The sequence below is a fragment of the Actinosynnema sp. NPDC023658 genome, from assembly GCF_040639995.1.
GTDB lineage: Bacteria > Actinomycetota > Actinomycetes > Mycobacteriales > Pseudonocardiaceae > Actinosynnema.
Window position 1 is genome coordinate 20,670 of record NZ_JBFAAX010000006.1, and the last position, 22,929, is coordinate 43,598.

21 protein-coding genes are annotated in these 22,929 nt (G+C 71.6%); 13 read left to right on the forward strand and 8 right to left on the reverse strand.

Going from position 1 to position 22,929, the window contains the following annotated elements; all coding sequences use genetic code 11:
- Positions 1-3: 3 nt before the first annotated feature.
- Together AB0G02_RS01780 and AB0G02_RS01785 are read left to right on the forward strand one after the other, a co-directional pair.
- On the forward strand, positions 4-1,410 hold the full coding sequence (locus tag AB0G02_RS01780) for a dihydrolipoamide acetyltransferase family protein (RefSeq protein WP_360787768.1): 1,407 nt from the start codon (positions 4-6) through the stop codon (positions 1,408-1,410).
- Positions 1,411-1,530: 120 nt separating this feature from the next.
- Positions 1,531-2,436, forward strand: a complete 906-nt coding sequence (locus AB0G02_RS01785; protein WP_360787771.1) for a MerR family transcriptional regulator — start codon at positions 1,531-1,533, stop codon at positions 2,434-2,436.
- A gap of 131 nt (positions 2,437-2,567) precedes the next feature.
- Here AB0G02_RS01785 and AB0G02_RS01790 read toward each other — a convergent pair whose 3' ends face one another.
- On the reverse strand, positions 2,568-3,782 hold the full coding sequence (locus AB0G02_RS01790) for an acyl-CoA dehydrogenase family protein (protein ID WP_360787773.1): 1,215 nt from the start codon (positions 3,780-3,782) through the stop codon (positions 2,568-2,570).
- 7 nt (positions 3,783-3,789) lie between these two features.
- A complete protein-coding gene (locus AB0G02_RS01795) occupies positions 3,790-4,434 on the reverse strand; it encodes an SCP2 sterol-binding domain-containing protein (RefSeq protein ID WP_360787776.1) in 645 nt (214 codons plus the stop codon).
- Between the two features lie 100 nt (positions 4,435-4,534).
- Between AB0G02_RS01795 and AB0G02_RS01800 the strand changes: the two genes are divergently transcribed.
- The gene (locus AB0G02_RS01800; protein WP_360787779.1) at positions 4,535-5,230 is read left to right on the forward strand and encodes a TetR/AcrR family transcriptional regulator; all 696 of its coding nucleotides are present in this window, start codon (positions 4,535-4,537) and stop codon (positions 5,228-5,230) included.
- On the opposite strand, the gene AB0G02_RS01805 is transcribed toward AB0G02_RS01800, so the two are convergent.
- Positions 5,227-6,153 carry an alpha/beta hydrolase gene (locus tag AB0G02_RS01805; RefSeq protein WP_360787781.1) on the reverse strand — a complete coding sequence of 309 codons (927 nt, stop codon included), beginning with the start codon at positions 6,151-6,153 and terminating at the stop codon, positions 5,227-5,229. The two genes, AB0G02_RS01800 and AB0G02_RS01805, sit on opposite strands and share 4 nt — an antisense overlap.
- Positions 6,154-6,275: 122 nt before the next feature.
- Between AB0G02_RS01805 and AB0G02_RS01810 the strand changes: the two genes are divergently transcribed.
- The gene (locus AB0G02_RS01810) at positions 6,276-6,707 is read left to right on the forward strand and encodes a MarR family transcriptional regulator (RefSeq protein WP_360787784.1); all 432 of its coding nucleotides are present in this window, start codon (positions 6,276-6,278) and stop codon (positions 6,705-6,707) included.
- On the opposite strand, the gene AB0G02_RS01815 is transcribed toward AB0G02_RS01810, so the two are convergent.
- Complete coding sequence (locus tag AB0G02_RS01815; protein ID WP_360787787.1) at positions 6,697-7,518, reverse strand: MaoC/PaaZ C-terminal domain-containing protein; 822 nt, start codon at positions 7,516-7,518, stop codon at positions 6,697-6,699. The two genes, AB0G02_RS01810 and AB0G02_RS01815, sit on opposite strands and share 11 nt — an antisense overlap.
- On the reverse strand, positions 7,518-8,843 hold the full coding sequence (locus AB0G02_RS01820) for a 3-oxoacyl-ACP reductase (protein WP_360787790.1): 1,326 nt from the start codon (positions 8,841-8,843) through the stop codon (positions 7,518-7,520). Before AB0G02_RS01820 ends, AB0G02_RS01815 begins: the two co-directional genes overlap by 1 nt.
- Before the next feature lie 87 nt (positions 8,844-8,930).
- On the opposite strand from AB0G02_RS01820, the gene AB0G02_RS01825 reads away from it, so the two are divergent.
- Entirely contained in the window at positions 8,931-10,199 is a 1,269-nt protein-coding gene (locus tag AB0G02_RS01825) for an acetyl-CoA C-acetyltransferase (RefSeq protein WP_360787793.1), read from the forward strand.
- A gap of 151 nt (positions 10,200-10,350) precedes the next feature.
- Complete coding sequence (locus AB0G02_RS01830) at positions 10,351-11,394, forward strand: OmpA family protein (RefSeq protein WP_360787796.1); 1,044 nt, start codon at positions 10,351-10,353, stop codon at positions 11,392-11,394.
- A 153-nt stretch (positions 11,395-11,547) separates the two neighbouring features.
- Here the strand turns inward: AB0G02_RS01830 and AB0G02_RS01835 are convergent, their stop codons facing one another.
- Positions 11,548-12,171: an SIMPL domain-containing protein gene (locus tag AB0G02_RS01835; RefSeq protein ID WP_360787798.1), complete on the reverse strand. Its 624-nt coding sequence runs from the start codon at positions 12,169-12,171 to the stop codon at positions 11,548-11,550.
- A 122-nt stretch (positions 12,172-12,293) separates the two neighbouring features.
- On the opposite strand from AB0G02_RS01835, the gene AB0G02_RS01840 reads away from it, so the two are divergent.
- From AB0G02_RS01840 to AB0G02_RS01870, 7 genes are all read left to right on the forward strand, one after another.
- Complete coding sequence (locus AB0G02_RS01840) at positions 12,294-13,487, forward strand: ATP-binding protein (RefSeq protein WP_360787801.1); 1,194 nt, start codon at positions 12,294-12,296, stop codon at positions 13,485-13,487.
- A gap of 261 nt (positions 13,488-13,748) precedes the next feature.
- Positions 13,749-13,895 (forward strand): hypothetical protein, encoded by a 147-nt coding sequence (locus AB0G02_RS01845; protein ID WP_170185182.1) that lies wholly within the window; start codon positions 13,749-13,751, stop codon positions 13,893-13,895.
- Between the two features lie 421 nt (positions 13,896-14,316).
- Entirely contained in the window at positions 14,317-14,694 is a 378-nt protein-coding gene (locus AB0G02_RS01850) for an NTP pyrophosphohydrolase (RefSeq protein ID WP_360787804.1), read from the forward strand.
- A gap of 90 nt (positions 14,695-14,784) precedes the next feature.
- Complete coding sequence (locus AB0G02_RS01855) at positions 14,785-16,620, forward strand: NHL domain-containing thioredoxin family protein (protein WP_360787807.1); 1,836 nt, start codon at positions 14,785-14,787, stop codon at positions 16,618-16,620.
- 36 nt (positions 16,621-16,656) lie between these two features.
- Positions 16,657-16,950: a co-chaperone GroES gene (locus AB0G02_RS01860; RefSeq protein WP_360787835.1), complete on the forward strand. Its 294-nt coding sequence runs from the start codon at positions 16,657-16,659 to the stop codon at positions 16,948-16,950.
- A gap of 98 nt (positions 16,951-17,048) precedes the next feature.
- Positions 17,049-19,262, forward strand: a complete 2,214-nt coding sequence (locus tag AB0G02_RS01865) for a VanW family protein (protein WP_360787810.1) — start codon at positions 17,049-17,051, stop codon at positions 19,260-19,262.
- A gap of 46 nt (positions 19,263-19,308) precedes the next feature.
- A complete protein-coding gene (locus tag AB0G02_RS01870; protein WP_360787813.1) occupies positions 19,309-20,121 on the forward strand; it encodes a DUF1206 domain-containing protein in 813 nt (270 codons plus the stop codon).
- Positions 20,122-20,294: 173 nt separating this feature from the next.
- Here AB0G02_RS01870 and AB0G02_RS01875 read toward each other — a convergent pair whose 3' ends face one another.
- Both AB0G02_RS01875 and AB0G02_RS01880 read right to left on the reverse strand, forming a co-directional pair.
- On the reverse strand, positions 20,295-22,133 hold the full coding sequence (locus AB0G02_RS01875) for an acyl-CoA dehydrogenase (RefSeq protein ID WP_360787838.1): 1,839 nt from the start codon (positions 22,131-22,133) through the stop codon (positions 20,295-20,297).
- 142 nt (positions 22,134-22,275) lie between these two features.
- On the reverse strand, positions 22,276-22,908 hold the full coding sequence (locus AB0G02_RS01880; protein WP_360787816.1) for a response regulator transcription factor: 633 nt from the start codon (positions 22,906-22,908) through the stop codon (positions 22,276-22,278).
- Between the last annotated feature and the right edge of the window lie 21 nt (positions 22,909-22,929).

Genomic DNA, 22,929 nt, shown 5'->3' on the forward strand with positions numbered 1-22,929 from the left:
GTCGTGCCGCAGTTCAAGCAGTTCCCCCTGCCCGACACCGCCGAGGGGCTGACCGAGGCCGAGATCCTCACCTGGCACGTCAAGCCGGGTGACGCGGTGAAGGTCAACCAGATCATCCTGGAGATCGAGACCGCCAAGGCGGCCGTCGAGCTGCCGTGCCCGTGGGACGGCGTGGTGACCGAGTTGCTGGCCGAGGTCGGGCAGACCGTCGAGGTCGGCGTCCCGATCATCACCATCGACGTGGACCCGTCCGGTGCGGCCCCGGCCGCGCCCGCACCGGCGGCCACCCCCGCCCCGGCGGCGTCGAACGGCAAGATCGGTGAGGAGATGCCGGGCGGCCGGATCGCCACGCTGGTCGGCTACGGGCCCCGTGCCGGTGCGGCGAAGCGCCGTCCGCGCAAGGACGCCCCGGTCGCCGCGGCTCCCGCGCCCGTCGTACCTGCTGCTCCCGTCGCTCCCGTCGTCGCTCCCGCCCCGGTGGTCGCTCCCGCTCCGGCTCCGGTGGTCCCGGAACCGGTGACGCCCCCCGGCGGGTACGTGCCGCTGGCCAAGCCGCCGGTGCGCAAGCTGGCGAAGGACCTGGGCGTCGACCTGTACGCGCTGTCGGGCTCCGGCCCTGGCGGCGTGATCACGCGGGAGGACGTCGAGCAGGCCGTCGCGCCCGCGCCGACGACCCCGCCGACCACCGCGCCGTTCCCCGCGGCCGGCGGTGCGCGGGAGCGTCGCGTCCCGATCAAGGGCGTCCGCAAGGCGACCGCGCAGGCGATGGTGGACAGCGCGTTCACGGCGCCGCACGTCACGGAGTTCCTGACCGTGGACGTGACGCCGATGATGGAGCTGCGGGCCCGGCTGAAGAACGTGCCGGAGTTCCGCGGCGTCAAGCTCACGCCGCTGGCGTTCGCCGCCAAGGCCGTGGTCCTGGCCGCGCGCCGCACGCCCGACGTCAACGCGACGTGGGACGCCCAGGCGGGCGAGATCGTCTACAAGGACTACGTGCACCTGGGCATCGCCGCCGCGACGCCGCGCGGACTGGTGGTGCCGAAGGTCCGCGACGCCGACCGGATGTCGCTGCGCGAGCTGGCCGTGGCCCTGGACGAGCTCGCCACGACCGCCCGCGAGGGCAAGACGTCACCGGCGGACATGATGGGCGGCACGTTCACCATCACCAACGTCGGCGTCTTCGGCGTCGACACGGGCACCCCGATCATCAACCCGGGTGAGTCCGCGATCCTGGCCCTGGGCGCGATCCGGGACATGCCGTGGGTGGTCGACGGCCAGGTCGTGCCGCGCAAGGTGTGCCAGCTGGCGCTCAGCTTCGACCACCGCGTGGTCGACGGCCAGCAGGGTTCGCAGTTCCTGGCGGACGTGGGCGCGCTGCTGGCCGACCCCGGCGTGGCGATGACGTACTGATCGACAGAGCGGCAACGGGCCGGCGTCCACCTCGGGCGCCGGCCCTTCCGCGTCCGGGTGTGGTCGCAGGCCGGTAAAACCGGTTGAAGTTCCAGTCGCTGGAAAGTTCAGGGTGATCCCGTGACGCACTACTCGATCGGTGACCTGGCGCGGTTGACCGGCCTGTCCACGAGGACGATCCGGTTCTACTCCGACACCGGCGTGATCCCCGTGGCGGGGCGCACGGCGGGCGGCTTCCGCACCTACGACGTCGACGGGTTGGCGCGGCTCAAGCTCGTGCGGACCCTGCGTGAACTGGGCGTCGACCTGCCCACGGCGCAGCGGGTGCTCGCGCGGGAGGTGTCCGTGGCCGAGGTGGCCCGGACGCACGCGGAAGCCATCGACGCGCAGATGCGCACGCTCCGGTTGCGCCGGGCCGTGCTGCGGGTCGTGGCGCGGAACGGGGAGGTGGAGATGGTGCACGAGTTCGCGCGGCTGTCGGAGGAGGAGCGGCAGGCGATCCTGGACGACTTCTTCGACGAGGTGTTCGGCGGGCTGGAGATGGACCCGGACTTCGTGCGGCACATGAGGTCGGTCCGGGTGGAGCTGCCGGACGACCCGTCGCCGGAGCAGCTGGAGGCGTGGGTCGAGCTGGCGAACCTGGTGCGCGACCCGGACTTCCGGGCGTCGATCCGGCGGATGTCGGTGCGGCACGAGGAGATGAGGGCCGAGGGCACCGACATGTCCGCGCCCTCGGCGGAGCAGATGGAGGCGTTCCGGTACGCGATGGCCCAGGCCCGCGAGGCGCTGGACGCGGGGGTCGAGCCGAAGTCCGCCGAGGCGGCGGACATCGTCCGGCGCGTCAACGAGCGGTGGGCGGGGGTCGTGGGCCTGCCGGTCGGCCCGGAGCTGGCCCGGCACCTGACCGAGTTCGGCGACCCGAGGGCCGAGCGCTACTGGTCCCTGCTCGCCACGGTCAACGGCTGGGAAACCCCGATCCCCGACACCACGGCCGAGCGGAAGTGGCTGGCCGACGCGGGCCGCTAGCCACCCCCGGGAATCCGGCTCGACGCTCGCACCGACCCGATCGGCCGCGGGTGGCGAAGGGCGGGGTCTTCCGCGTCCCGAAGACCCCGCCCGCTTCCCAGGCGGCCCGTGGGCGGCCTGGGAAGATCAACTCACTTGATGTACATGCCGGAAATGGCCCTGGCCACCACCAGCCGCTGGATCTCCGACGTCCCCTCGAAGATGGTGAAGATCTTGGCGTCGCGGTGCATCCGCTCGACCGGGTGCTCGCGCGTGTAGCCCGCCCCGCCCAGGATGTGGATCGCGCGCTCCGTCGCCCACACCGAGACCTCGCCCGCCTTGAGCTTGGACATCGACCCCTCGCCCGCGGTGAACGGGACGTTGTTGCGGCCCATCCAGGCGGCACGCCAGACGAGCAGGCGGGCGGCGTCGATCTCCATCTTCATGTTCGCCAGGTCGAACGCGATGGACTGGTTCTCGATGATCTTCCGGCCGAACGCCTCGCGGTCCTTCGCGTACTCCAGCGAGTACTCGTACGCCGCACGGGCGACGCCCACCGCCATCGCGCCGACGGTCGGGCGGGTCGTCTCGAACGTCGCCATCGCCGCCTGACCACCGGCCTTCTGCCCCTCGCGGGCACGGGCCAGGCGCGCGTCCAGCCGCTCCTTGCCGCCCAGCAGGCACCGGCCGGGCACGCGCACGCCGTCCAGGAACACGTCCGCCGTGTGCGACGCCCGCATCCCGTGCTTCTTGATCTTCCCGGGTGACGACAGGCCGGGCGTGCCGGGAGGCACGACGAAACCGGCCTGGCCCCGCGCGCCCAGGGCGGGGTCCACGACCGCGGTCACGACGTGGACGTTGGCGATGCCGCCGTTGGTGGCCCACGCCTTCTGCCCGTTGAGCACCCACTCGTCGGTGGCCTCGTCGTACACGGCCCGCGTCCGGTACCCCGCCACGTCCGACCCGGCCTGCGGTTCGGACGCGCAGAACGCCGCCAGCTTCGGCTCGTCCTCGGTGCCGAAGCACTCGGGCACCCACTCGGCCAGCTGCTCCGGCTCACCGGAGGCGAAGATGCCCGCCGCCGCCAACCCGGTGCCCATCAGCGCGAGCGCGATCCCGGCGTCACCCCAGAACAGCTCCTCGGTGGCGATCGGCAGCGACAGCCCGATGGGGTCCGCGAACCAGGTGGCCAGCGACTCGAACCCGTACAGGCCGATCTTCGCCGCCTCCTGGATCACCGGCCACGGCGTCTCCTCGCGCTCGTCCCACTCCGCCGCCGCCGGCCGGATCACGTCCTTCGCGAAGCCGTGCACCCACTCGCGCAGGTCGACCTGGTCCTCGTTGAGCTCCAGCGAAAAACCGCCCATGGTCCCCTCACGCCTTCGGAATGTTGAACAGGCTCATGAAGCCGGCCGCGAAGCCGAGGTCGCCCTTGACCTTCAGCTTGCCGGTCATGAACAGCACCGGCGCCGACGCGTTGCCGGTCGCGAGCTTCAGGAACTCCACCGGTCCCAACGTCACAGTGGCCCTGGGGTCACGGGTCGCGCCCTTGTTGATCGTGCACGCGGCGTTCTCGATGATCACCTCGTACACGTCGTCGCCGTCGGACCCGCCGGTCAGCCCGAAGTGCACGACGGCACGCGTCGCGCCCGCGCGGTCGCTGCGCAAGTGCACCTCCATGCGCCGGAACACCTCGTCGAGCACGCGTTCGCGCAGCCCCGGCCGGGACGTCACGGCCTCGACCTGCTCCTTGGACGCGCGCGAGATGATCCGCGCGAAGTTCTGCGGGTCCATCTTCGCCAGGTCGAGGTCGGCCCCGCCGTCGGCCAGCGCGCCCAGCGCGTCCAGCAGGTCGGCGAACTCGTCCCGGCCGAGCTTCTTCGGGTCGATGCCGCGCGCGATGACGTCGATGTCGACGCCCTTGAGCGCGGGATCGGCCGGATCGACCTGCTTGAGCGTTGAGATCAGCTCCGGTGGGCTGAGCTTCGCGATCGCCTCGGTGGTGAGGTCGATGGTCATGTGGCACCTCCGCTACCTACTGATTGGTAAATCTACTGGCGAGTAGGTAGGGCGGCAAGGGGCTCGGAGTAATCTCTGTGCCAGCCATCCAGGGGGTGCGATGCACGCAGAGCAACCGGTCCGCTCGGGTCGGGCCAAGAGGCTGCCACGAGCGGTGCGCGAACGGCAGATCATGGACGCCGCGGTGGACGTCTTCTCGCGCTTGGGGTTCCACGCCGCGTCCATGGACGAGATCTCCGAGGTCGCCGGCATCTCCAAACCCATGCTGTACGCCTACCTGGGTTCGAAGGAAGAGCTGTTCGCCACCTGCATCCGCCGCGAGGCGACCCGGATGATGGAGGCGATCGCGGGCGGCGTCGAGGCCGAAGAGCCGCCGGACGTCCAGCTGTGGAGCGGTCTGCGGGCGTTCTTCGGGTTCGTCGGCGAGAACCGGGCGAGCTGGCAGGTGCTGCACCGGCAGGCGTCCTCGCAGGGCGGGCCGTTCGCCGAGGAGCTGGCCGACATGCGCGGTAGGGCGATCAGCCTGGTGGCGGCGCTGCTGGTGCACTCGTCGGACTTCAGCAACGTGCCGCGGGCGGGCGACAAGGAGGCCGAGTCGCTGGCCGCGGCACTGGTCGGCGCGGGCGAGTCGCTGGCCGACTGGTGGTTGGACAACCCCCAGGAACCGGCCGGCGTCGTTGCCGCCCGACTGATGAACCTGGTGTGGATGGGGTTCGGGGACCTGGTGGCCGGCGACGTGTGGCACCCGCCGTCGCGCAGGTCCGAGCACGTCGCCGGAGGGTCGGAAGGGGCTTAGGCCAGCGCGTTCTTGAGCACGGACACCGCCTGGCCGATCGCGGCTTCGGCGGCGTGGGTCTCGCGCAGGGCGTTGAGCATCACGAAGTCGTGGATGACGCCCTGGTAGCGCACGGCGGTCACCGGCACGCCGGCTTCGCGCAGCTTGTTCGCGTAGGCCTCGCCCTCGTCGCGCAGCACGTCGGCCTCGGCGGTGATCACCAGGGCCGGCGGCAGGCCGGCGAGGTCTTCGAGGGAGGCGCGCAGCGGTGACGCGGTGATCTCCGCGCGCTGAGCCTCGGACGTCGTGTACTGGTCCCAGAACCACTGCATCGCGTCACGCCGCAGGAAGTAGCCCTCCGCGAACTCGTGGTACGACGGGGTGTCGAACGACGCGTCCGTCACCGGGTAGAACAGCACCTGCTGCCGGAACACCACGTCACCGCGCTGCTTGGCCAGCAGCGTCAGCGCGGCGGACATGTTGCCGCCGACCGAGTCGCCCGCCACGGCCAGGCGCGACGCGTCGAGCCCGCGGGCGGCGCCCTCGGTGACGATCCACCGCGCCACGGCGTAGCTCTCCTCCAGCGCGACCGGGTAGTGCGCCTCGGGCGAGAGGCTGTAGTCGGGGAACACCACGGCCGCGCCGACGCCCACGGCCAGCTCGCGGACCAGCCGGTCGTGCGTGCCGGCGTTGCCGAACACCCACCCCGCGCCGTGGACGTAGAGGACGACGGGCAGCGGGCCGGTGGCGCCCGCGGGCCGGACGACCCGGACGGGCACCTCCCCGACGGTCACCCACTCCTCGTCGACCTCGGGCTTGAACACCTCGCCGGACTGCACGGAGTCCACGGCCTCGCGGCCCTCGACCGGGCCGAGGTCGAACAGGTACGGCGGGTTGGCGGTCGCGGCGGCGAACTCGGCGGCGGCCGGTTCCAGGACAGTCATCTCGGGCTCCTCGGGGGTCGTGCGGTCCTGACACCCGAAACATAGGCCGCGATTACATCGTGCACAATCTAAATGGGTGCAGGTGTATCGTGGTCTTTCTCACAAGTGGAGGGACGACCCGCATGCGGGACTTCAGCCTGGAGCTGGACGACCAGCTCTGCTTCGCGCTCTACGCGGCCTCGCGAGCCGTCACTGCGCGGTACCGGCCGCTGCTGGACGAACTGGGCCTGACCTACCCGCAGTACCTGGTGCTGCTGGTGCTGTGGGAGCGCGGCCCGGTCCCGGTGAAGGACGTCGCCGCCGCGCTCCAGCTCGACTACGGCACCCTCTCCCCGCTGCTCAAGCGGTTGGAGGCGGCCGGCCTGATCCGCCGCGAACGCCGTCCCGACGACGAGCGCTCGGTCCGGCTCGTGCTGACCGAGGCGGGCGACGGGCTGCGCGAACGCGCCAAGGACGTGCCGCCCGTGATGGGCGAGGCGATGAACCTCAGCGACGAGCAGACCGCGCACCTGCGCGACCTGCTGCGCACGCTGGCCGACAACGTCAGCCGCTGATCACGCCCTCCAGGTGCGGCTTGCGCGACCAGAGCGCGAACCGCCACCCGTCACCGGTGGGCGCGGAGGAGAAGTCGACCTCGCCGAGCAGCGGGATCGGGGCCTTGAACCGCACGTCGACCTCGTACGCGTCCGGGAGCCGCCCCTCGAACGCGGCCACGCACCGCGCCTTCGACCACATCCCGTGCGCGATGGCGCGGGGGAAGCCGAACGCCTTGGCGGTCAACGCGTGCAGGTGGATGGGGTTGCGGTCGCCGGACGCGTCGGCGTACCGCCGGCCGAGGTCGCCGGGCAGCCGCCACCGCGCCGTCGGAGCGGGCGGGTCGGCGCGCGCGGAATCGGTCCCGGCGGTCCCGGTCCCGGTCTCTACCGTCCCGCCGCCCCGGCGCAGATAAGTCGACACATCGACCCAGACCTCTTCGCCGTCCACCGACGCCGTGGTCACCACGTCGAACTGCCGCCCGCGCTCGTGCGGCCGCAGGTTGCCGAGGCCCACGTGCAGCGACAGCGGTTCGGTCACGAGCAACGGCCGGTGCTGCCTGATCCGGTTGGCGACGTGCACCAGTCCGGGCAGCGGGAACGGGAACCCGGGTCCGGTCATCAGCCGGAGCTGCAACCCGAACCCGAGCACGTGCGGGTAGGTGATCGGGAGCTGGTCGCGCAGGCCGAACCCGCACACCCCGGCGTACCGGGCCAGGTGCGCGGGGTCGACGGTCACCTCGGCGTCCAGCGACGAGTCCGGCAGCTCGGTGCCGCGCCGGGTGAACCCGGTCAGCGCGGCCTTGGCGTAGAGCAGGGTCAGGTTCGCCATCACGCCCCCAGCAGGCTCTGGCCGCACACCCGCACGACGTTGCCGTTCACCCCGGCCGACGCCGGGTGCGCGAACCAGGCGATGGTCTCGGCGACGTCCACCGGCAGGCCGCCCTGCGACATGCTGTTCATCCGCCGACCCGCCTCGCGGATGAACAGCGGGACGGCGGCGGTCATCCGGGTCTCGATGAACCCCGGCGCGACCGCGTTCACCGTGGCCCGGCCCTCGACCCGCCGCGACAGGGAGTCGACCATGCCGATCACGCCCGCCTTGGTGGTGGCGTAGTTGGTCTGGCCGACGTTGCCGGCGATGCCCGCGATGGACGAGACGCCGATGATCCGCCCGCCGTCCCGCAGCGCGTCCGCGGCGAGCAACGCCTCGTTGACCCGTTCCTGCGACGCCAGGTTCACCGCGACCACCGCGTCCCACCGGTCCGCGTCCATCCGCCCGAGGGTGCGGTCGCGGGTGATGCCCGCGTTGTGCACCACGACGTCGACGCCGCCGTGCCGCCGGCCGAGGTGCTCGACGATCCGCGCGGGCGCGTCCGGCCGGGTGATGTCGAGCTGGAGCGCGGACCCGCCCACCCGGTTGGCCACCGCGGACAGCTCGTCGCCCTGCGCGGGCACGTCGAGGCACACCACGTGCGCGCCGTCGCGCCCCAGCACGTCGGAGATCGCCGCGCCGATGCCCCGCGACGCGCCCGTGACCAGCGCGACCTTCCCGGCCAGCGGCCGGTTCCAGTCCTCCGGCACCGGCACGTCGGCCGGCCCGATGCGCACGACCTGCCCCGACACGTACGCCGACCGGCCCGACAGCAGGAACCGCACGGTCGACTCGACCGCGTCCTCGCCGCCCGGCGCGACGTACACCAGCTGGGCCGTGCCGCCCCGCTTCAGCTCCTTGCCGACGCTGCGCGTGAAGCCCTCCAGCGCGCGCTGCGCGATCTGCGACCCGGCCTGGTCGGGCGGCGTGCCGAGGACTACCACCCGGCCGCACGGCACGAGGGACCGGATCACCGGCTGGAAGAACCCGTGCAGCTCGCGCAACCGCTCGACCGAGTCGATGCCGGAGGCGTCGAACACCAGCGCGCCGTACCGCTCGCCCGGCGACGCGTCGGCGTGGCCGGGCGCGACCTCCAGGCCCATGGACTTCACCGCCGCCGCGACGGGTTCGGCCAGTCGACCGGCACCGCCGATCAGCACGGGACCGGTCAGCGGCGGTTGTCCGGGCGAGTGGCGCCGCAGCGGGTACGGGTCGGGCAGACCCAGCTTGCCCACGACGAACCGACCGAAGCCGGACCTGGCGAAGGACTGGTATCGATCCATGTGCACATCACACTCCCTACTCGGTAGTAAGTCTACTGATCAGTAGGTAAGATTGACCACGACTCGCCCACGACCCTGGAGGACGACATGGCCCGAGTAGCCATCCTCGGCGGCAACCGCATCCCGTTCGCCCGGTCGAACGGGCCCTACGCGACGGCGTCGAACCAGGACATGCTCACCGCCACGCTGGACGGCCTGGTCAGCCGGTTCGGCCTCCAGGGCGAACGGCTCGGTGAGGTGGTCGCGGGCGCGGTGCTCAAGCACAGCCGCGACTTCAACCTGGTCCGCGAGGCCGTGCTGGGCAGCAGGCTGTCCGCCGAGACGCCCGCGTACGACGTGCAGCAGGCGTGCGGCACCGGCCTCCAGGCCGTCATCGCGGTGGCGAACAAGATCGCGCTCGGTCAGATCGAGGTCGGCGTGGCGGGCGGCGTGGACACCACCAGCGACGCGCCGATCGGCGTGAACGAGGACCTGCGCGGCGTGCTGCTGGAGTTCAACCGGGCCCGCAGCGCCGGCGCGAGGATCAGGGCGGCGCTGAAGCTGCGGCCCCGGCACGTGGTGCCGGACATCCCGCGCAACGGCGAGCCGCGCACCGGCCTGTCCATGGGTGAGCACGCGGCGATCACCGCCCGCGAGTGGGGCATCGGGCGCGAGGAGCAGGACGAGCTGGCCGCCGCCAGCCACCGCAACCTCGCCGCCGCGTACGACCGGGGCTTCTTCGACGACCTGGTCACGCCGTACCTGGGGCTGGTCCGCGACCAGAACCTGCGGCCGGACTCGTCGGCGGAGAAGCTGGCGAAGCTCAAGCCGGTGTTCGGCCGGGGCGAGGGCGCGACCATGACCGCGGGCAACTCCACGCCGCTCAGCGACGGCGCGTCGGCCGTGCTGCTGGCGTCCGAGGAGTGGGCGGCGGAGCGGAACCTGCCGGTGCTGGCCCACCTCACGTTCACCGAGACGGCCGCGGTCGACTACGTGCACGGCGGCGAGGGCCTGCTGATGGCGCCCGCGTACGCGGTGCCGCGGATGCTGGCGCGCGCCGGCCTGTCGTTGCAGGACTTCGACTACTACGAGATCCACGAGGCGTTCGCCTCGCAGGTGCTGGCGACGCTGAAGGCGTGGGAGGACGCGGACTTCTGCAAGGGCAGGCTCGGGCTGGACGCCCCGCTCGGCGCGATCGACCGGTCGAAGTTGAACGTCAACGGCTCGTCGCTGGCCGCCGGTCACCCGTTCGCCGCGACCGGCGGGCGGATCGTGGCCACGCTGGCCAAGCTGCTCGCGGAGAAGGGCTCGGGTCGCGGGCTCATCTCCATCTGTGCAGCGGGTGGTCAAGGTGTTACGGCGATCGTGGAGCGATGACGCCTTCGTTACTCCAAACGGGTGTTAGTGGTAACACAAACCGCCCTAATGCCGTTCTCCATGCATGAACCACTCACGGCTCTTCGCCGCAGTCGTGCTTGTGGCGGCGTCTTGTGCTGCCTGCGGGGAGACGTCCCGCGAAGCCACCACCGTGCGCATCGGGGTCACCGCGTCGTCCAACGAGCCGCGGGTCACGCTCACCCGGACGGTCGTCGACCGGTTGTCGGACGCGGTCGACCGGGGCGTGACCCGCGTCGTCGTGTACCGGCAGGGTGACGACTCCGGCGGCGCGTACTCGGACGAGGACTTCACCGTCCGGGACGGCAACGACCTGGAGAGCGACGCCGACCTGCGCGAGCTGGGCTTCGAGCAGAACATGAACCGGCTCACCGGTGAGCTGTCCCAGCTCGGCGGCACGCGTCCGCAGCTCGACCCGCTGTCCGTCCTGGCCGACATGGCGACCGCGCCGGGGCCCGCGGTGCTCGTGCTGCACAGCAGCGGCCTGCAGACCGCCGACCCGCTCGACCTGACCCGGCTCGGGCTGGACGTCGACGTGAAGTCCGTGGTGGCCTCGGTGCCGGACGACGCCCTGCCCGAGCTGACCGGCAAGGACGTGATCTTCTCCGGGCTCGGCCAGGTGGCGGGCGACCAGAAGCCGCTGCCGCCGGCCGCGCAGGAGGCCCTGGTGGCGCTGTGGCTGGGGATCTGCGAGAAGTTCGGCGCGAACAGCTGCACGCACGACACCGAGACGGTGCCCGGCGGCGCGTCGATCGGCCGGGCCGAGGTGCCGACCGTCGACCTGGGCGAGGTCGTCCACCAGGACGCGCTGGTGCACCTGCCGAACTCGGTGCTGTTCAAGGCGGGCAGCGACGAGCTGGCCCCCGGCGCGCGCGACGTGCTGCGCGAGGTGGCGGAGAAGTTCGACGGCCGCACGACCGCGCGGGTCATCGCCCGCACGGCCACGTCGGCCTCGGCGGAGGTGGCGGTCAACCTGACCCAGCGGCGCGGCGAGCGGGTGGTGGCGGCGCTGGTGGAGCTGGGCGTGAGCCGCGCGGCGTTCACCGAGGTCATGGCCGCGGGCTTCACCTCGCCGCTGGCCGTGGACGTCGACCGGGACGGCGACCTGATCCCGGCCGCCGCCGCGCGCAACCGCTCCGTCGTGGTCGAGCTGGCCGAGCCCAGGTCGAGCAGCTGACCCCCGCGCCCCCCGTGTCCCTCTCCGAACCGCGAGAGTCCTACGTCCAGGACGCGAGAGTCCTACGTTCAGGACACCTGAGTTCAACGCTCAGGACACGCGGGGGCGTCGGCTGACAGACGTCGGCCGAAGGGGTGCGCGCGGGCGTGGGTGTCAGTCGAGGAGCGTCCACGACGCCGTGCAGCGGACCGTGACGACGATCTGCTGCGCTTCGAGGTTGAGCTGGTCCACCTGCGGCGGCACGCCGGGTGCGCCGCCGTACCCGGCCGCCATCATGCGGTGCGACTCGGTGGTCCAGGCCTCGGCGTCGCCGTCGGTCAGCCGCTGGAGCGGGCCGAGCCGTGCGCCGAGCGCCTCCGCGTACCCCTGGGCACGCCGGCGCGCGTCCTGCACGGCCTCGCGCTGCGCCTCGTGGACGGCCTCGGCGTCGTCCTTGAGCTGCCACGTCGGTCCGTTCAGCCAGGTCGGCTCGGCCGTCACCAGCGCACCCAACAGGTCGTCGAGGCCCGCGACGTCGTCGATCCGCACCACGTAGTTCTGCGCGGCACGGCTGCCGGAGCGGCGCTTGCCGTCCCAGTTGTCGTGCACGGCCAGCTGCCGCGACCGCACCTCGACGCCCGGCCGCTGGAACGCGGGCTCCAGCGCGGCGACCCGCGCGGTCAGCACGTCCACCGCCTCGTTGCGCGTCGAGCCCGTCGTCTCGAAGCTCACGTTCACCTCGGCGCGGTCGGCGGTCCGCTCGACCTTGCCGACGCCCTTCGTCACCACCTCAGCCATGGCACGACGCTACCGCCCATGTCACTCGATAGCGCTATCTAACGTCAAAACTAGACAACCGGATACGGGCCGACACGGCGCGAGTATTGGATCGGCCGTAGACACCTCGATACCGTCCGAGGATGGATCCGGTGCGCAACCCGTTCGCCCCCGGCGCGGGCCAACGGCCGCCCGAGCTGGCGGGGCGCGACAAGGAGCTGCGCGCGTTCGAGGTCGTGCTCGAACGGGTGGCGCGCGGCCGGCCGGAGCGCAGCCTCGTGCTCACCGGCCTGCGCGGCGTGGGCAAGACCGTGCTGCTGGGCGAGCTGCGGTCGATGGCGGTGAAGCGCGGTTGGGGCGCGGGGAAGATCGAGGCACGTCCCGAGGCCGGGTTGCGCCGCCCGCTGTCGGCCGCGCTGCACCGGGCGATCCGCGACCTGGCCGTGCGGCACCGCGCACCGGACCGCGTGGAGTCCGTGCTCGGCGTGCTCAAGGCGTTCGCGCTGCGGTCCAACCCGGAGGACGCGAAGCTGCGCGACCGGTGGCAGCCGGGCATCGACGTGCCCGCGGCGGTCGGCCGGGCCGACTCCGGTGACATCGAGATCGACCTGGTGGAGCTGTTCACCGAGGTGGCCGAGCTGGCGCAGGACGTCGGCACGGGGGTCGCGCTGCTGATCGACGAGATGCAGGACGTGCCGGCGGACGACATCTCGGCGCTGTGCGCGGCGTGCCACGAGCTGTCGCAGTCGGGTGCGCCGCTGGTCGTGGTCGGCGCGGGCCTGCCGCACCTGCCCGCCGTGCTGTCGGCGTCGAAGTCCTACTCGGAGCGGCTGTTCCGGTACGTGCGGATCGACCGGCTGACGCGGGAGGACGCCGACCGCGCGGTGCTGGCGCCGGTGGACCGCGAGGAGGCGGGCATCGAGCCGGAGGCGCTGGACGCGCTGTTCGACGCCTCGGGCGGCTACCCGTACTTCATCCAGGCCTACGGCAAGGCGGCGTGGGACGCGGCGCCCGCCGACCCGATCACGGCGACGGACGTGGCGGTGGCCGCGCCGGAGGCGGACGCCGAGCTGGCGGTCGGGTTCTTCGGGTCGCGGTACGAGCGGGCGACGCCGGCCGAGCGGGAGTACCTGCGGTCGATGGCGGAGCTGACCGACGGCAAGGACGCGGGCGTGAACACCGCGCAGGTGGCCGAGCACCTGGGGCGCAAGCCGTCGTCGCTGTCGCCCGCCCGGGACAGCCTGATCAAGAAGGGGCTCGTGTACTCGGCCGAGCGCGGGCAGATCGCGTTCACCGTGCCGCACTTCGGGCGGTTCCTGCTCGGTCGCGAGGACTGACGGGCCCGACAGGGCTCCCACCTGGGGTTACAGGGTGCTTCGGTTGCCTAAGGTCATCTAGCGCGCACGCTAGAGAGTTGGTCCGATGCCGTCCGGTCATTCAGGTGTCGTTCAGGCGAATCGTCGGGGCCTACGTCGTTACGGCCGACGATTCGCCGGTATGTGCGGCACCTCACCGGATAATCGGGTGCTTTCGGGCTCGTCAGGGTGCATACTTGAGGCACACCACCGAGGAACACCTTTGAGAGGGATGAACCCCCGATGAACTTCACTGCGAAGCTCCGCGCTCGTCGTGTCGAGGCTCGCAACCGCAAGGCTGTCGCCCGCGCGATCGACATGGCCCCGACCCCGGCCATGCGTCACGAGCTGATGGCGATCGCCCAGGCCCAGGGGACCACCCTCCGCTGACGAGGGTCTTCCTCCGGCGCGCGTGACGACCACCCGATCGACACCGGGTGCGCGCCCCGTCGTCCGCGTTCCGGCGAAGGAACGACGAAGCCCTGCCGCACCTCCCGCGCGGCAGGGCTTCGTCACTTCACACAGTGATCTGTGTCACACCCCGTAGGGGGTGTAACGGTCCCCGATCGTGTATCGATGTTTTAGATGACCCCGCGGTGCTGTCGGACCCCCGACCTGGCAGCACCGCGGGGTTTCCCATGTCCGGCTACTTGGCCGTGGCCGAGCCGTTCCAGGTCTCGTCCGTCGTCCTGCGGGCGTGCCTGATCATCACTATGTCCCCCTGCGTGTTCATGTCTGTCCCCCAATGGACCACTCCATCGTGCCATTGGAGTACAGCGATTACTTGAGGGTTTGCTGAGAGCATGACCCGATGACGCCCCCGCTCCTGGTCGTCGACGCGGCCAACGTCGTCGGCTCCGTCCCGGACGGCTGGTGGCGCGACCGGGCCGGTGCCGCGACCCGCCTGCGCGACCACCTCGTGGACGTGGCCGAACGCGGTCTGCCGGACCTGCCGGGCCCGTTGGAGGTGGTCCTGGTGGTGGAGGGCCAGGCCCGCCACGTCGACTCGGTCCCCGGTGTGCGCGTCGTCTCCGCCCCCGGCTCGGGTGACGACACGATCGTGGAGGTCGTCAGGGCCAACCCGCCGGACCGCCCGTGCACGGTCGTCACCGCCGACCGGGCCCTCCGCCACCGCGTCGAAGCGCTGGACGCCGCCGTCCTGGGCCCGCGCACGGTGCGTCACCGCTAGCCCGTTCGGCCGGCCGCCGAACGTGTCCGCGACCGTCTCAGCTCGTGGACGCCGAAATACCCGGCCCCGGACCTCGTGTTGACTCCGGTCGTGACGACCGCACAACGCCGCCGCGCCCGTGTCCGAGCCCCCGAGCTGGTGGGCCGCGGGTGGCTCAACACCGGCGGGCAGGACATCGCGCTCAAGGAACTGCGCGGCAAGGTGGTCCTGCTCGACTTCTGGTCCTTCTGCTGCATCAACTGCCTGCACGTCCTCGACGAGCTGCGCCCCCTCGAAGCCGAGTTCTCCGACGTCCTGGTCACCATCGGCGTGCACTCGCCCAAGTTCGTCCACGAGGCGGAGCCCGCGGCCCTCGAAGCGGCCGTCGAGCGGTACGAGGTCGCGCACCCCGTGCTCGACGACCCGGAGCTGACGACCTGGCAGAACTACGCGGTGAAGGCGTGGCCCACGCTCGTCCTGGTCGACCCCGAGGGCTACGTCGTGCACGTCGCCGCCGGCGAGGGCCACCTCGACGCGCTGCGGCAGGTCGTCTCCGAGATCGTCGCCGAGCACGACGCCAAGGGCACCCTGCACCGCGGCGACGGTCCCTACGTCGCCCCACCGCCCCGTGAGACCGAGCTCCGCTTCCCCGCCAAGGCCGTCCTCACCGCCGGCGGCACGCTGCTCGTCAGCGACTCGGCCCACCACGGCCTGGTGGAGCTGGAACCCGACGGCGAGACCGTGATCCGGCGCATCGGCACCGGTGAGCGCGGACGCCGCGACGGCCTGGAGCCCACCTTCTCCGAACCCGCCGGCATCGCGCTCCTGCCCGACGACGTCGCCGCCCGGGTCGGCTACCACGTGGTCGTCGCCGACACCGTCAACCACCTGCTGCGCGGCGTCGACCTCGACACCGGCGAGGTCACCACCGTCGCGGGCACGGGCGAGCAGTGGCGCGACGGCGACACCGACGGCCCGGCCGACGCGATCCACCTCACCAGCCCGTGGGACGTCGCCTGGTGGGAACCGGCAGGCGGCGTCGCCATCGCCATGGCGGGCAACCACACGCTCGGCCTGTTCAAGCCGCTGGAACGCCGCGTCGAGCGCCTCGCCGGCACCACCGTCGAGGGGCTGCACGACGGCCCGGCGCCGGAGGCGTTCTTCGCCCAGCCCTCCGGCCTCGCCGCCGACGGCGACCGGCTCTGGCTGGTCGACTCGGAGACCTCGGCGCTGCGCCGGCTGGACGCCGACCGCACCGTCCACACCGTCGTCGGCAAGGGCCTGTTCGACTTCGGCCACCGCGACGGCCCGGCCGACCAGGCGCTGCTCCAGCACCCGTTGGGCGTGACCGTCCTGCCCGGCGGCCAGGTCGCGATCTCCGACACCTACAACGGCGCGATCCGCCGCTACGACCCGGCGACCGGCGAGGTGTCCACCCTCGCCACCGACATCCCCGAGCCGTCCGACGCGGTCCTGGTCGACGGCGAGCTGGTCGTCGTCGCCTCCGCCGCGCACCGCCTCGAACGCCCCGTCGCGCCCGGCGCGCGGCTGGTCGGCGGCGAGGCCCACCGGGTGCGCCGGCCGCCGTCGGTCATCGCGCCGGGCGAGGTCGAGCTGGCCGTCGTGTTCACCCCGCCGACCGGCCAGAAGCTGGACGACCGGTTCGGCCCGTCCACCCGCCTGGAGGTCACCAGCTCCCCGCCGGAGCTGCTGGAGTCCGGCGCGGGCGTCGGCACGGACCTGGTCCGCACCCTGCGCGTCGCGGAGGGTTTCACCGAAGGCGTCCTGCACGTCGTCGCACAGGCCGCGAGCTGCACGGACGACCCGGAAGTGGAGCACCCGGTGTGCAAACTGGCCCGCCAGGACTGGGGCGTCCCGATCCGCGTGGTAACGGACGGGCCCCGGCGGCTACCCCTCATGATGGGTGGCCTCGACGAGGGCATCTAGACTCTGCCGGTGCCCGATGTCAAGCTCGAGATCCAGATGCTGCACGACCGCGTGATGGTGCGGATCTCGCCGGAGGACGGCGAACGTCGCAGCAGCGGCGGCATCGTGATCCCGGCGACCGCCCAGATGGCGAAGCGCCTGGCCTGGGGGGACGTGCTCGGGGTCGGAACGAACGTGCGGCACGTCAAGGTCGGTGACCGCGTGCTGTTCAACCCGGAGGACCAGTTCGAGGTCGAGGTGCAGGGCAACACCTACCTCGTCATGCGGGAGCGGGACGTGCACGCGACCGCTACCGAGCGGACGGAGCACGGAACCGGGCTCTACCTGTGACCACCGCGGTGGACCACTGAACGACCCGACCGCGGTCGACGCGCGACGACGGCCGGGTAAGCAGTCCCAGGACCTTGCGAGAGGCAAGAGGGGGAGCGGTGCCGGAGAACCAGCGACCGGAGTACGACGCTGAGCGGACCAGGGCGATGGAGCCGGTCCGCCCGTCGGGCACCGCTTCGGAGCGGACCACGAAGATCACCGCGGGCTCGGTCCAGGACGCCGCGTGGCCGCAGGAGGAGCCGGACAACGAGCCGGACGCCGCGGCCACGGTCCGCAACGTGGCGCCGCGGTCGACCGCGGCCGCCGACGACGCGGCCCCGACCAGCGTCTTCCGCGACGTGACCCAGCAGAGCACGACGCGCAACACGCCGCCCAGGGGCTTCGACGCCACCCAGGCGCTCACGCCGTCCGGCGACGTGACGCGCGCCCTCACGCCGCCGCCCGCCTCGGCCGAGCGCACCCAGACCATCGCCACCCCGCCCGGCGGCTTCGGCCGGCCCTCGGGCGCGGACGCCACCACGGTCTTCGCCGCGCCCGTGACGCCGCCGGAGCCGGAGGCCACCGTCCACGGCCCGGTGATGGTCGACCACGACACCGAGGTCGACGAGGCCGACGCCCGCCGCAAGCGCCTGCGCAAGGGCGGCCTGATCGCCGCCGCCGTGCTCGGCGTGCTGGTCGTCCTCTACGGCCTGGACCTGGTCGCCTCCGGCGGCAACGTGCCGCGCGGCGTCACCGTCGCGGGCGTGGACGTCGGCGGCATGAGCCACCCCGAGGCCGAGCAGAAGCTCCGCGACGAGATCGGCCCCCGCCTGGCCGCGCCGGTGAAGGCGCGCGCGGGCGACGTCGAGACCGAGGTCGACCCGAAGGTCGCCGGCCTGGAGCTGGACTGGACCGCCACGCTGGACCGCGCGGGCAGCCAGCCGCTGTCCCCGATCACCCGCATCACCTCGTTCTTCACCTCCCGCGAGGTCGGCTTCTCCACCCGCAGCGACCAGGCCAAGCTCGCCGCCGCGCTGGAGGCCATGCGCGCCAAGACCGACCACGAGCCCGCCGAGGGCGCCATCCGCTTCGAGGGCGCGACCCCGATCGCGGTCGACCCGAAGCAGGGCCAGAAGCTGGACGTGCCCGGCGCGTCGGACAACCTGCTCGCCCACTGGGCCGACGGCGGCACGGTCGAGCTGCCGGTCGCCACCACGCCGGTCAAGACGACCAAGGAGAGCGTGCAGAAGGCCCTCGACGAGGTCGCCAAGCCCGCCACCTCCGCTCCGCTGATCATCCAGGGCGAGGGCAAGGACGCGACGCTCACGCCCGAGCAGCTGGCCACCGTGCTGGTGTTCGAGCCCGCCGACGACGGCAGCCTCACCGCCAAGGTCGACAACGGCAAGGTCGTCGAGCACGCCGGTCCGCAGCTCAAGGAGACGGAGAAGGAGGGCAAGGACGCCCAGATCGTCTTCGAGGGCGGCCGCCCGGTCGTGAAGGAGTCGGTCGACGGCCTCGGCGTCGACTGGGACAAGTCCCTGGCCACGGCGCTCGACGTGCTCAAGCGCGACAACGAGCGCACGATCAAGGCCGAGTACAAGCACACGCCCGCGAAGGTGACCACCGAGCAGGCGAACAAGATGGGCATCAAGGAGGTCATCGGGGAGTTCCAGACCGGTGGCTTCGTGGCCGCGTCCGGCACGAACATCCGCGTGGTGGCCGAGAAGGTCAACGGCGCGATCGTGAAGCCGGGCGAGACGTTCAGCCTCAACGGCTACACCGGTCCCCGCGGCGTCGCGGAGGGCTACGTCGAGGCGGGCATCATCGAGAACGGCGTGCCCGGCAAGGCGGTCGGCGGCGGCATCTCCCAGTTCGCCACCACGCTCTACAACGCCGCCTACCACGCGGGCATGAAGGACGCGGGCCACAAGGAGCACAGCTACTGGATCTCGCGGTACCCGAAGGGGCGCGAGGCCACGGTGTTCATGGACTCCGCGGGCAACAGCCTGATCGACATCAAGTTCACCAACCCGGACGAGACCGGCGTGGCGATCCAGACCATCTGGACCCCGTCCACGATCAAGATCGTCCTGTGGGGCACCAAGAACTACGACGTGACGGGCTCGACCAGCGCCGACTTCAACCCCACCCAGCCGCAGGAGCGCAAGGTCGACAAGCCGGACTGCCAGCCGAGCAACGGCGCACCCGGCTTCTCGGTGACCGACACGCGCACGATCACCGACCGCCGCACCGGCCAGTCCCGGCAGGAGAGCCGGACCGTCCGGTACGACCCGCAGTTCAAGATCGTCTGCGAGAAGCCGCCGGGCGGCTGAGCAGGCCGTGAGGTTCGCGTGAGCCGCGAATGGGTATCACCCGTTCGTGGCTACCGACGTGCAAGACGATGTGCGAAGAAACCCCGCCGTGCAGGCGTTCGGGCGCGCGGGGATGGTGTGCTACGGCCTCGTCCACGTCCTCCTGGCGGCGTTGACGGCGCAGGTGGTCCTCGGTGACTCCGGGGAGCGCACGGACCAGAAGGGTGCCGTTGCCACCCTCAACGAGTCCCCGATCGGCCCGGTCCTGCTGTGGGTGCTGGCCATCGGCCTGTTCGCGTTCGCGGTGTGGCAGCTCAGCATGGCCGTCTCCGGGTACGGCTGGGTGACGAAGAAGCGCAAGCGCGTCTACCGGCGGTGCGGCTCGGTCGGCCGGGCCATCACCGGCACGGCCATCGGCATCGCGGCGGTCAACTACGCGACCGGCACGTCGCAGAAGAGCTCGACCGAGCAGTCCCAGACGTGGACGGCGAAGGTGCTCGCGCTGCCGTTCGGCCAGGTCCTCGTGGGCGCGGTGGCGCTGTACGTGATCGGCCTGGGCGTCATGGTGGCCCGCAAGGGCATCAAGAAGTCCTTCGAGGACGACCTGGACATGTCCCGGCTGCCCGGCGCGACCCGGATCTGGGTCGAGCGCCTGGGCCGCATCGGCTGGATCGGCAAGGGCGCGTCCTACGCCCTCATCGGCATCCTGCTCGCGATCGCCGCGGTCACCGCCGACCCGTCGGAGTCCGGCGGCCTCGACAAGGCGCTGCACACGCTGGCCGCCCAGCCCTACGGCATCTTCGTGCTGGCGATCATCGCGGTCGGCTTCCTCGGCTTCGGCGCCTACTGCTTCGCCGCCGCGCGGGCCCACAAGGTCTGACCCGGCACCGCGACCGGAGCAGGTCACGCATCGAGCAGCGGCAGTCATCGAGCTGAAGCCGGATGAAGCGAAAAGCCGGTTCAAGCAAAAGCAGGGGTCCCCGCCAAGGACCCCTGCTTTTATCTTGCCCTAACGGTCTGACAATTCCGGACGACTCCGGGTCCGGCGGGAGGTCAGAACGAGGCCTCGTCGACGTCCATCAGCGAGTTGTCGGTGGCCTCCGCGATCTTGCGGCGGGCGGTGAGCTCCGGCAGCACGGTCTTCGCGAAGAACGACGCCACGGCGACCTTGCCCTCGTAGAACGCCTTGTCCCGGGCCGACACCTGGCCGCCCAGCTTGGTCAGCGCCACGTCGGCCTGCCGCAGCAGCAGCCAGCCCACCAGCACGTCACCCGCCGTCATGAGCAGGCGGACGGTGTTCTGGCCGACCTTGTACAGGTTGCGGACGTCCTCCTGCGAGCTGGTCAGGAAGCCGACCAGCGTGCCGAGCATGCCCTGGAGGTCCTCCAGCGCCCGCTTGAGGAGGGCGCGCTCCTCCTTCAGCCGGCCGTTGCCGCCCTCGTTGTCGAGGAACTTCTGGATCTCGCCGTTGAGGAAGCCCAGCGCCTGGCCCTTGTCGCGGATGATCTTCCGGAAGAAGAAGTCCAGCGACTGGATGGCCGTGGTGCCCTCGTACAGCGAGTCGATCTTCGAGTCCCGGATGTACTGCTCGATCGGGTACTCCTGGAGGAAGCCGGAGCCGCCGAGCGTCTGCAGCGACTGCGCCAGCTGCTCGTACGCGCGCTCCGAGCCGACGCCCTTGACGATCGGCAGCAGCAGGTCGTTGACCTTCTCGGCCAGCTCCTTGTCCGGACCGCCCAGGGCGATCCTGTCCTGCTGGGTCGCGGTGTAGAGGTAGACCGCGCGCAGGCCCTCGGCGTAGGCCTTCTGCAGCATCAGGCTGCGGCGCACGTCCGGGTGGTGGGTGATGGTGACGCGCGGCGCGGTCTTGTCCGTCATCCGGGTCAGGTCGGCGCTCTGCACCCGCTCCTTGGCGTAGGCCAGGGCGTTGAGGTAGCCGGTCGACAGGGTGCCGATGGCCTTGGTGCCGACCATCATCCGGGCGTACTCGATGACCTGGAACATCTGCGCGATGCCGTCGTGCACCTCACCGAGCAGCCAGCCCTTGGCCGGGACGCCGTGCTGGCCGAACGTCAGCTCGCACGTGGTCGAGACCTTGAGGCCCATCTTGTGCTCGACGTTGGTGACGAAGGCGCCGTTGCGCTCGCCGGTCGACTCGCCGGTCTCCGGGTCGAAGTGCCACTTCGGCACGAGGAACAGCGACAGGCCCTTGGTGCCCGGCTTCGCCTCGATGCCGGGGCCCTCGGGACGGGCCAGCACCAGGTGCATGATGTTCTCGGTCATGTCCTGGTCGGCGGAGGTGATGAACCGCTTCACGCCGTCGATGTGCCAGGTGCCGTCGTCCTGGAGCGTGGCCTTGGTGCGGCCCGCGCCCACGTCGGAACCGGCGTCCGGCTCGGTCAGCACCATGGTGGCGCCCCAGCCGCGCTCGATCATGATCTCGGCCCAGCGCTTCTGCTGCTCGGTGCCGTTCTTGTAGACGACCGAGGCGAAGTTCGGGCCCGCCAGGTACATGTAGATGGCCGGGTTCGCGCCCAGGATCAGTTCGGCGGCCGCCCACTGGACCGACGGCGGGATGCCGAAGCCGCCCAGCTCGTTGGGCAGCGACAGGCGGTACCACTCACCGTCCCAGATGGCCTGGTAGGACTTCTTGAACGATTCGGGCAGGGTGGCCGAGTGGGTCTTCGGGTCGAAGACCGGCGGGTTGCGGTCGGCGTCGGCGAAGGACTCCGCCAGCGGGCCGACCGCCAGGTTGTTCAGCTCGGCAAGCACGCCGCGCGCGGTGTCCTCGTCGGACTGCTCGAACGGCCCCGTGCCGAGGTGGTCCTGCACGTTGAAGACCTCGAACAGGTTGAACTCGAGGTCCCGGACGTTGCTCTTGTAGTGACCCATCTCGTCGCTCACTCCATGCTGGTCGGGGCGGTCCCCTACTGACCGGTAACAACAGGGTATTACCTGTCAGTAACCCCGGCAAGGCCGATCGGCGGTCTTGTGGCGAACCAGACGTGCCGCCGACGGGAGCTCCCGAGCCGGTTCAGCCCAGCCTGACCGTGCCGCCGGACAGCAGTCCGGCCTGGTAGGCGAGGGACACGGCGTGGGTCCGGTCGCGGGCGCGGAGCTTGCGCAGGATGTTCTTCACGTGCGTGCGGACGGTCTCCACCGACACGAACAGCGCGTTCGCGACCGCCTGGTTCTCCATGCCGTCCGCGATGAGCTGGAGCACCTCGTACTCCCGGCGGGACAGCGTCCGGCGCGACCCGGCGTCCGCGGCCGGCGTGACGCCCGCGGCCAGCGGCGCGAGCGTCGGGTCCAGGTACGTCCCCTCCGCGTGGGTGCGGGAGATGGCGTGCAGGACCTCCCCGATCTCCGCCGCCCGCGGCACCATCCCGCGCACGCCCGCGGTCAGCGCCGAGCGCACGTACTTCGCCGTCCGGTGCGGGTCGCGCACGAGGGACACCACGAGCGCGGGCGAGCCATTGCCCGTGAGCAACGCGGCCAGGTGTCCTTGGGGGTCGAGGAGCGAGTCCACCAGCAGCACGTCGGGCCGCAGCCGCTCGTTCATCCGCACGGCCGTGTGCAGGTGACCGGTGGCGCCCAGCCAGTGCATCGACGGCGTGCGCCGCACGACGGCGGCCAGCCCCTCGCGGAACAGGGGCAGGGGGTCCACCAGCGCGACCCCGGGTCCGGG

Excerpts from the sequence above, each read along its gene's own strand:
- AB0G02_RS01790 (WP_360787773.1), bottom strand. The coding sequence starts at position 3,782 with ATGGGCGGTTTTTCGCTGGAGCTCAACGAGGACCAGGTCGACCTGCGC.
- AB0G02_RS01795 (WP_360787776.1), bottom strand. The coding sequence starts at position 4,434 with ATGACCATCGACCTCACCACCGAGGCGATCGCGAAGCTCAGCCCACCG.
- AB0G02_RS01810 (WP_360787784.1), top strand. The coding sequence starts at position 6,276 with ATGCGGGACTTCAGCCTGGAGCTGGACGACCAGCTCTGCTTCGCGCTC.
- AB0G02_RS01850 (WP_360787804.1), top strand. The coding sequence starts at position 14,317 with ATGACGCCCCCGCTCCTGGTCGTCGACGCGGCCAACGTCGTCGGCTCC.
- AB0G02_RS01835 (WP_360787798.1), bottom strand. The coding sequence starts at position 12,171 with ATGGCTGAGGTGGTGACGAAGGGCGTCGGCAAGGTCGAGCGGACCGCC.
- AB0G02_RS01860 (WP_360787835.1), top strand. The coding sequence starts at position 16,657 with ATGCTGCACGACCGCGTGATGGTGCGGATCTCGCCGGAGGACGGCGAA.
- AB0G02_RS01845 (WP_170185182.1), top strand. The coding sequence starts at position 13,749 with ATGAACTTCACTGCGAAGCTCCGCGCTCGTCGTGTCGAGGCTCGCAAC.
- AB0G02_RS01805 (WP_360787781.1), bottom strand. The coding sequence starts at position 6,153 with ATGACTGTCCTGGAACCGGCCGCCGCCGAGTTCGCCGCCGCGACCGCC.
- AB0G02_RS01800 (WP_360787779.1), top strand. The coding sequence starts at position 4,535 with ATGCACGCAGAGCAACCGGTCCGCTCGGGTCGGGCCAAGAGGCTGCCA.
- AB0G02_RS01825 (WP_360787793.1), top strand. The coding sequence starts at position 8,931 with ATGGCCCGAGTAGCCATCCTCGGCGGCAACCGCATCCCGTTCGCCCGG.
- AB0G02_RS01820 (WP_360787790.1), bottom strand. The coding sequence starts at position 8,843 with ATGGATCGATACCAGTCCTTCGCCAGGTCCGGCTTCGGTCGGTTCGTC.
- AB0G02_RS01875 (WP_360787838.1), bottom strand. The coding sequence starts at position 22,133 with ATGGGTCACTACAAGAGCAACGTCCGGGACCTCGAGTTCAACCTGTTC.
- AB0G02_RS01840 (WP_360787801.1), top strand. The coding sequence starts at position 12,294 with ATGGATCCGGTGCGCAACCCGTTCGCCCCCGGCGCGGGCCAACGGCCG.
- AB0G02_RS01815 (WP_360787787.1), bottom strand. The coding sequence starts at position 7,518 with ATGGCGAACCTGACCCTGCTCTACGCCAAGGCCGCGCTGACCGGGTTC.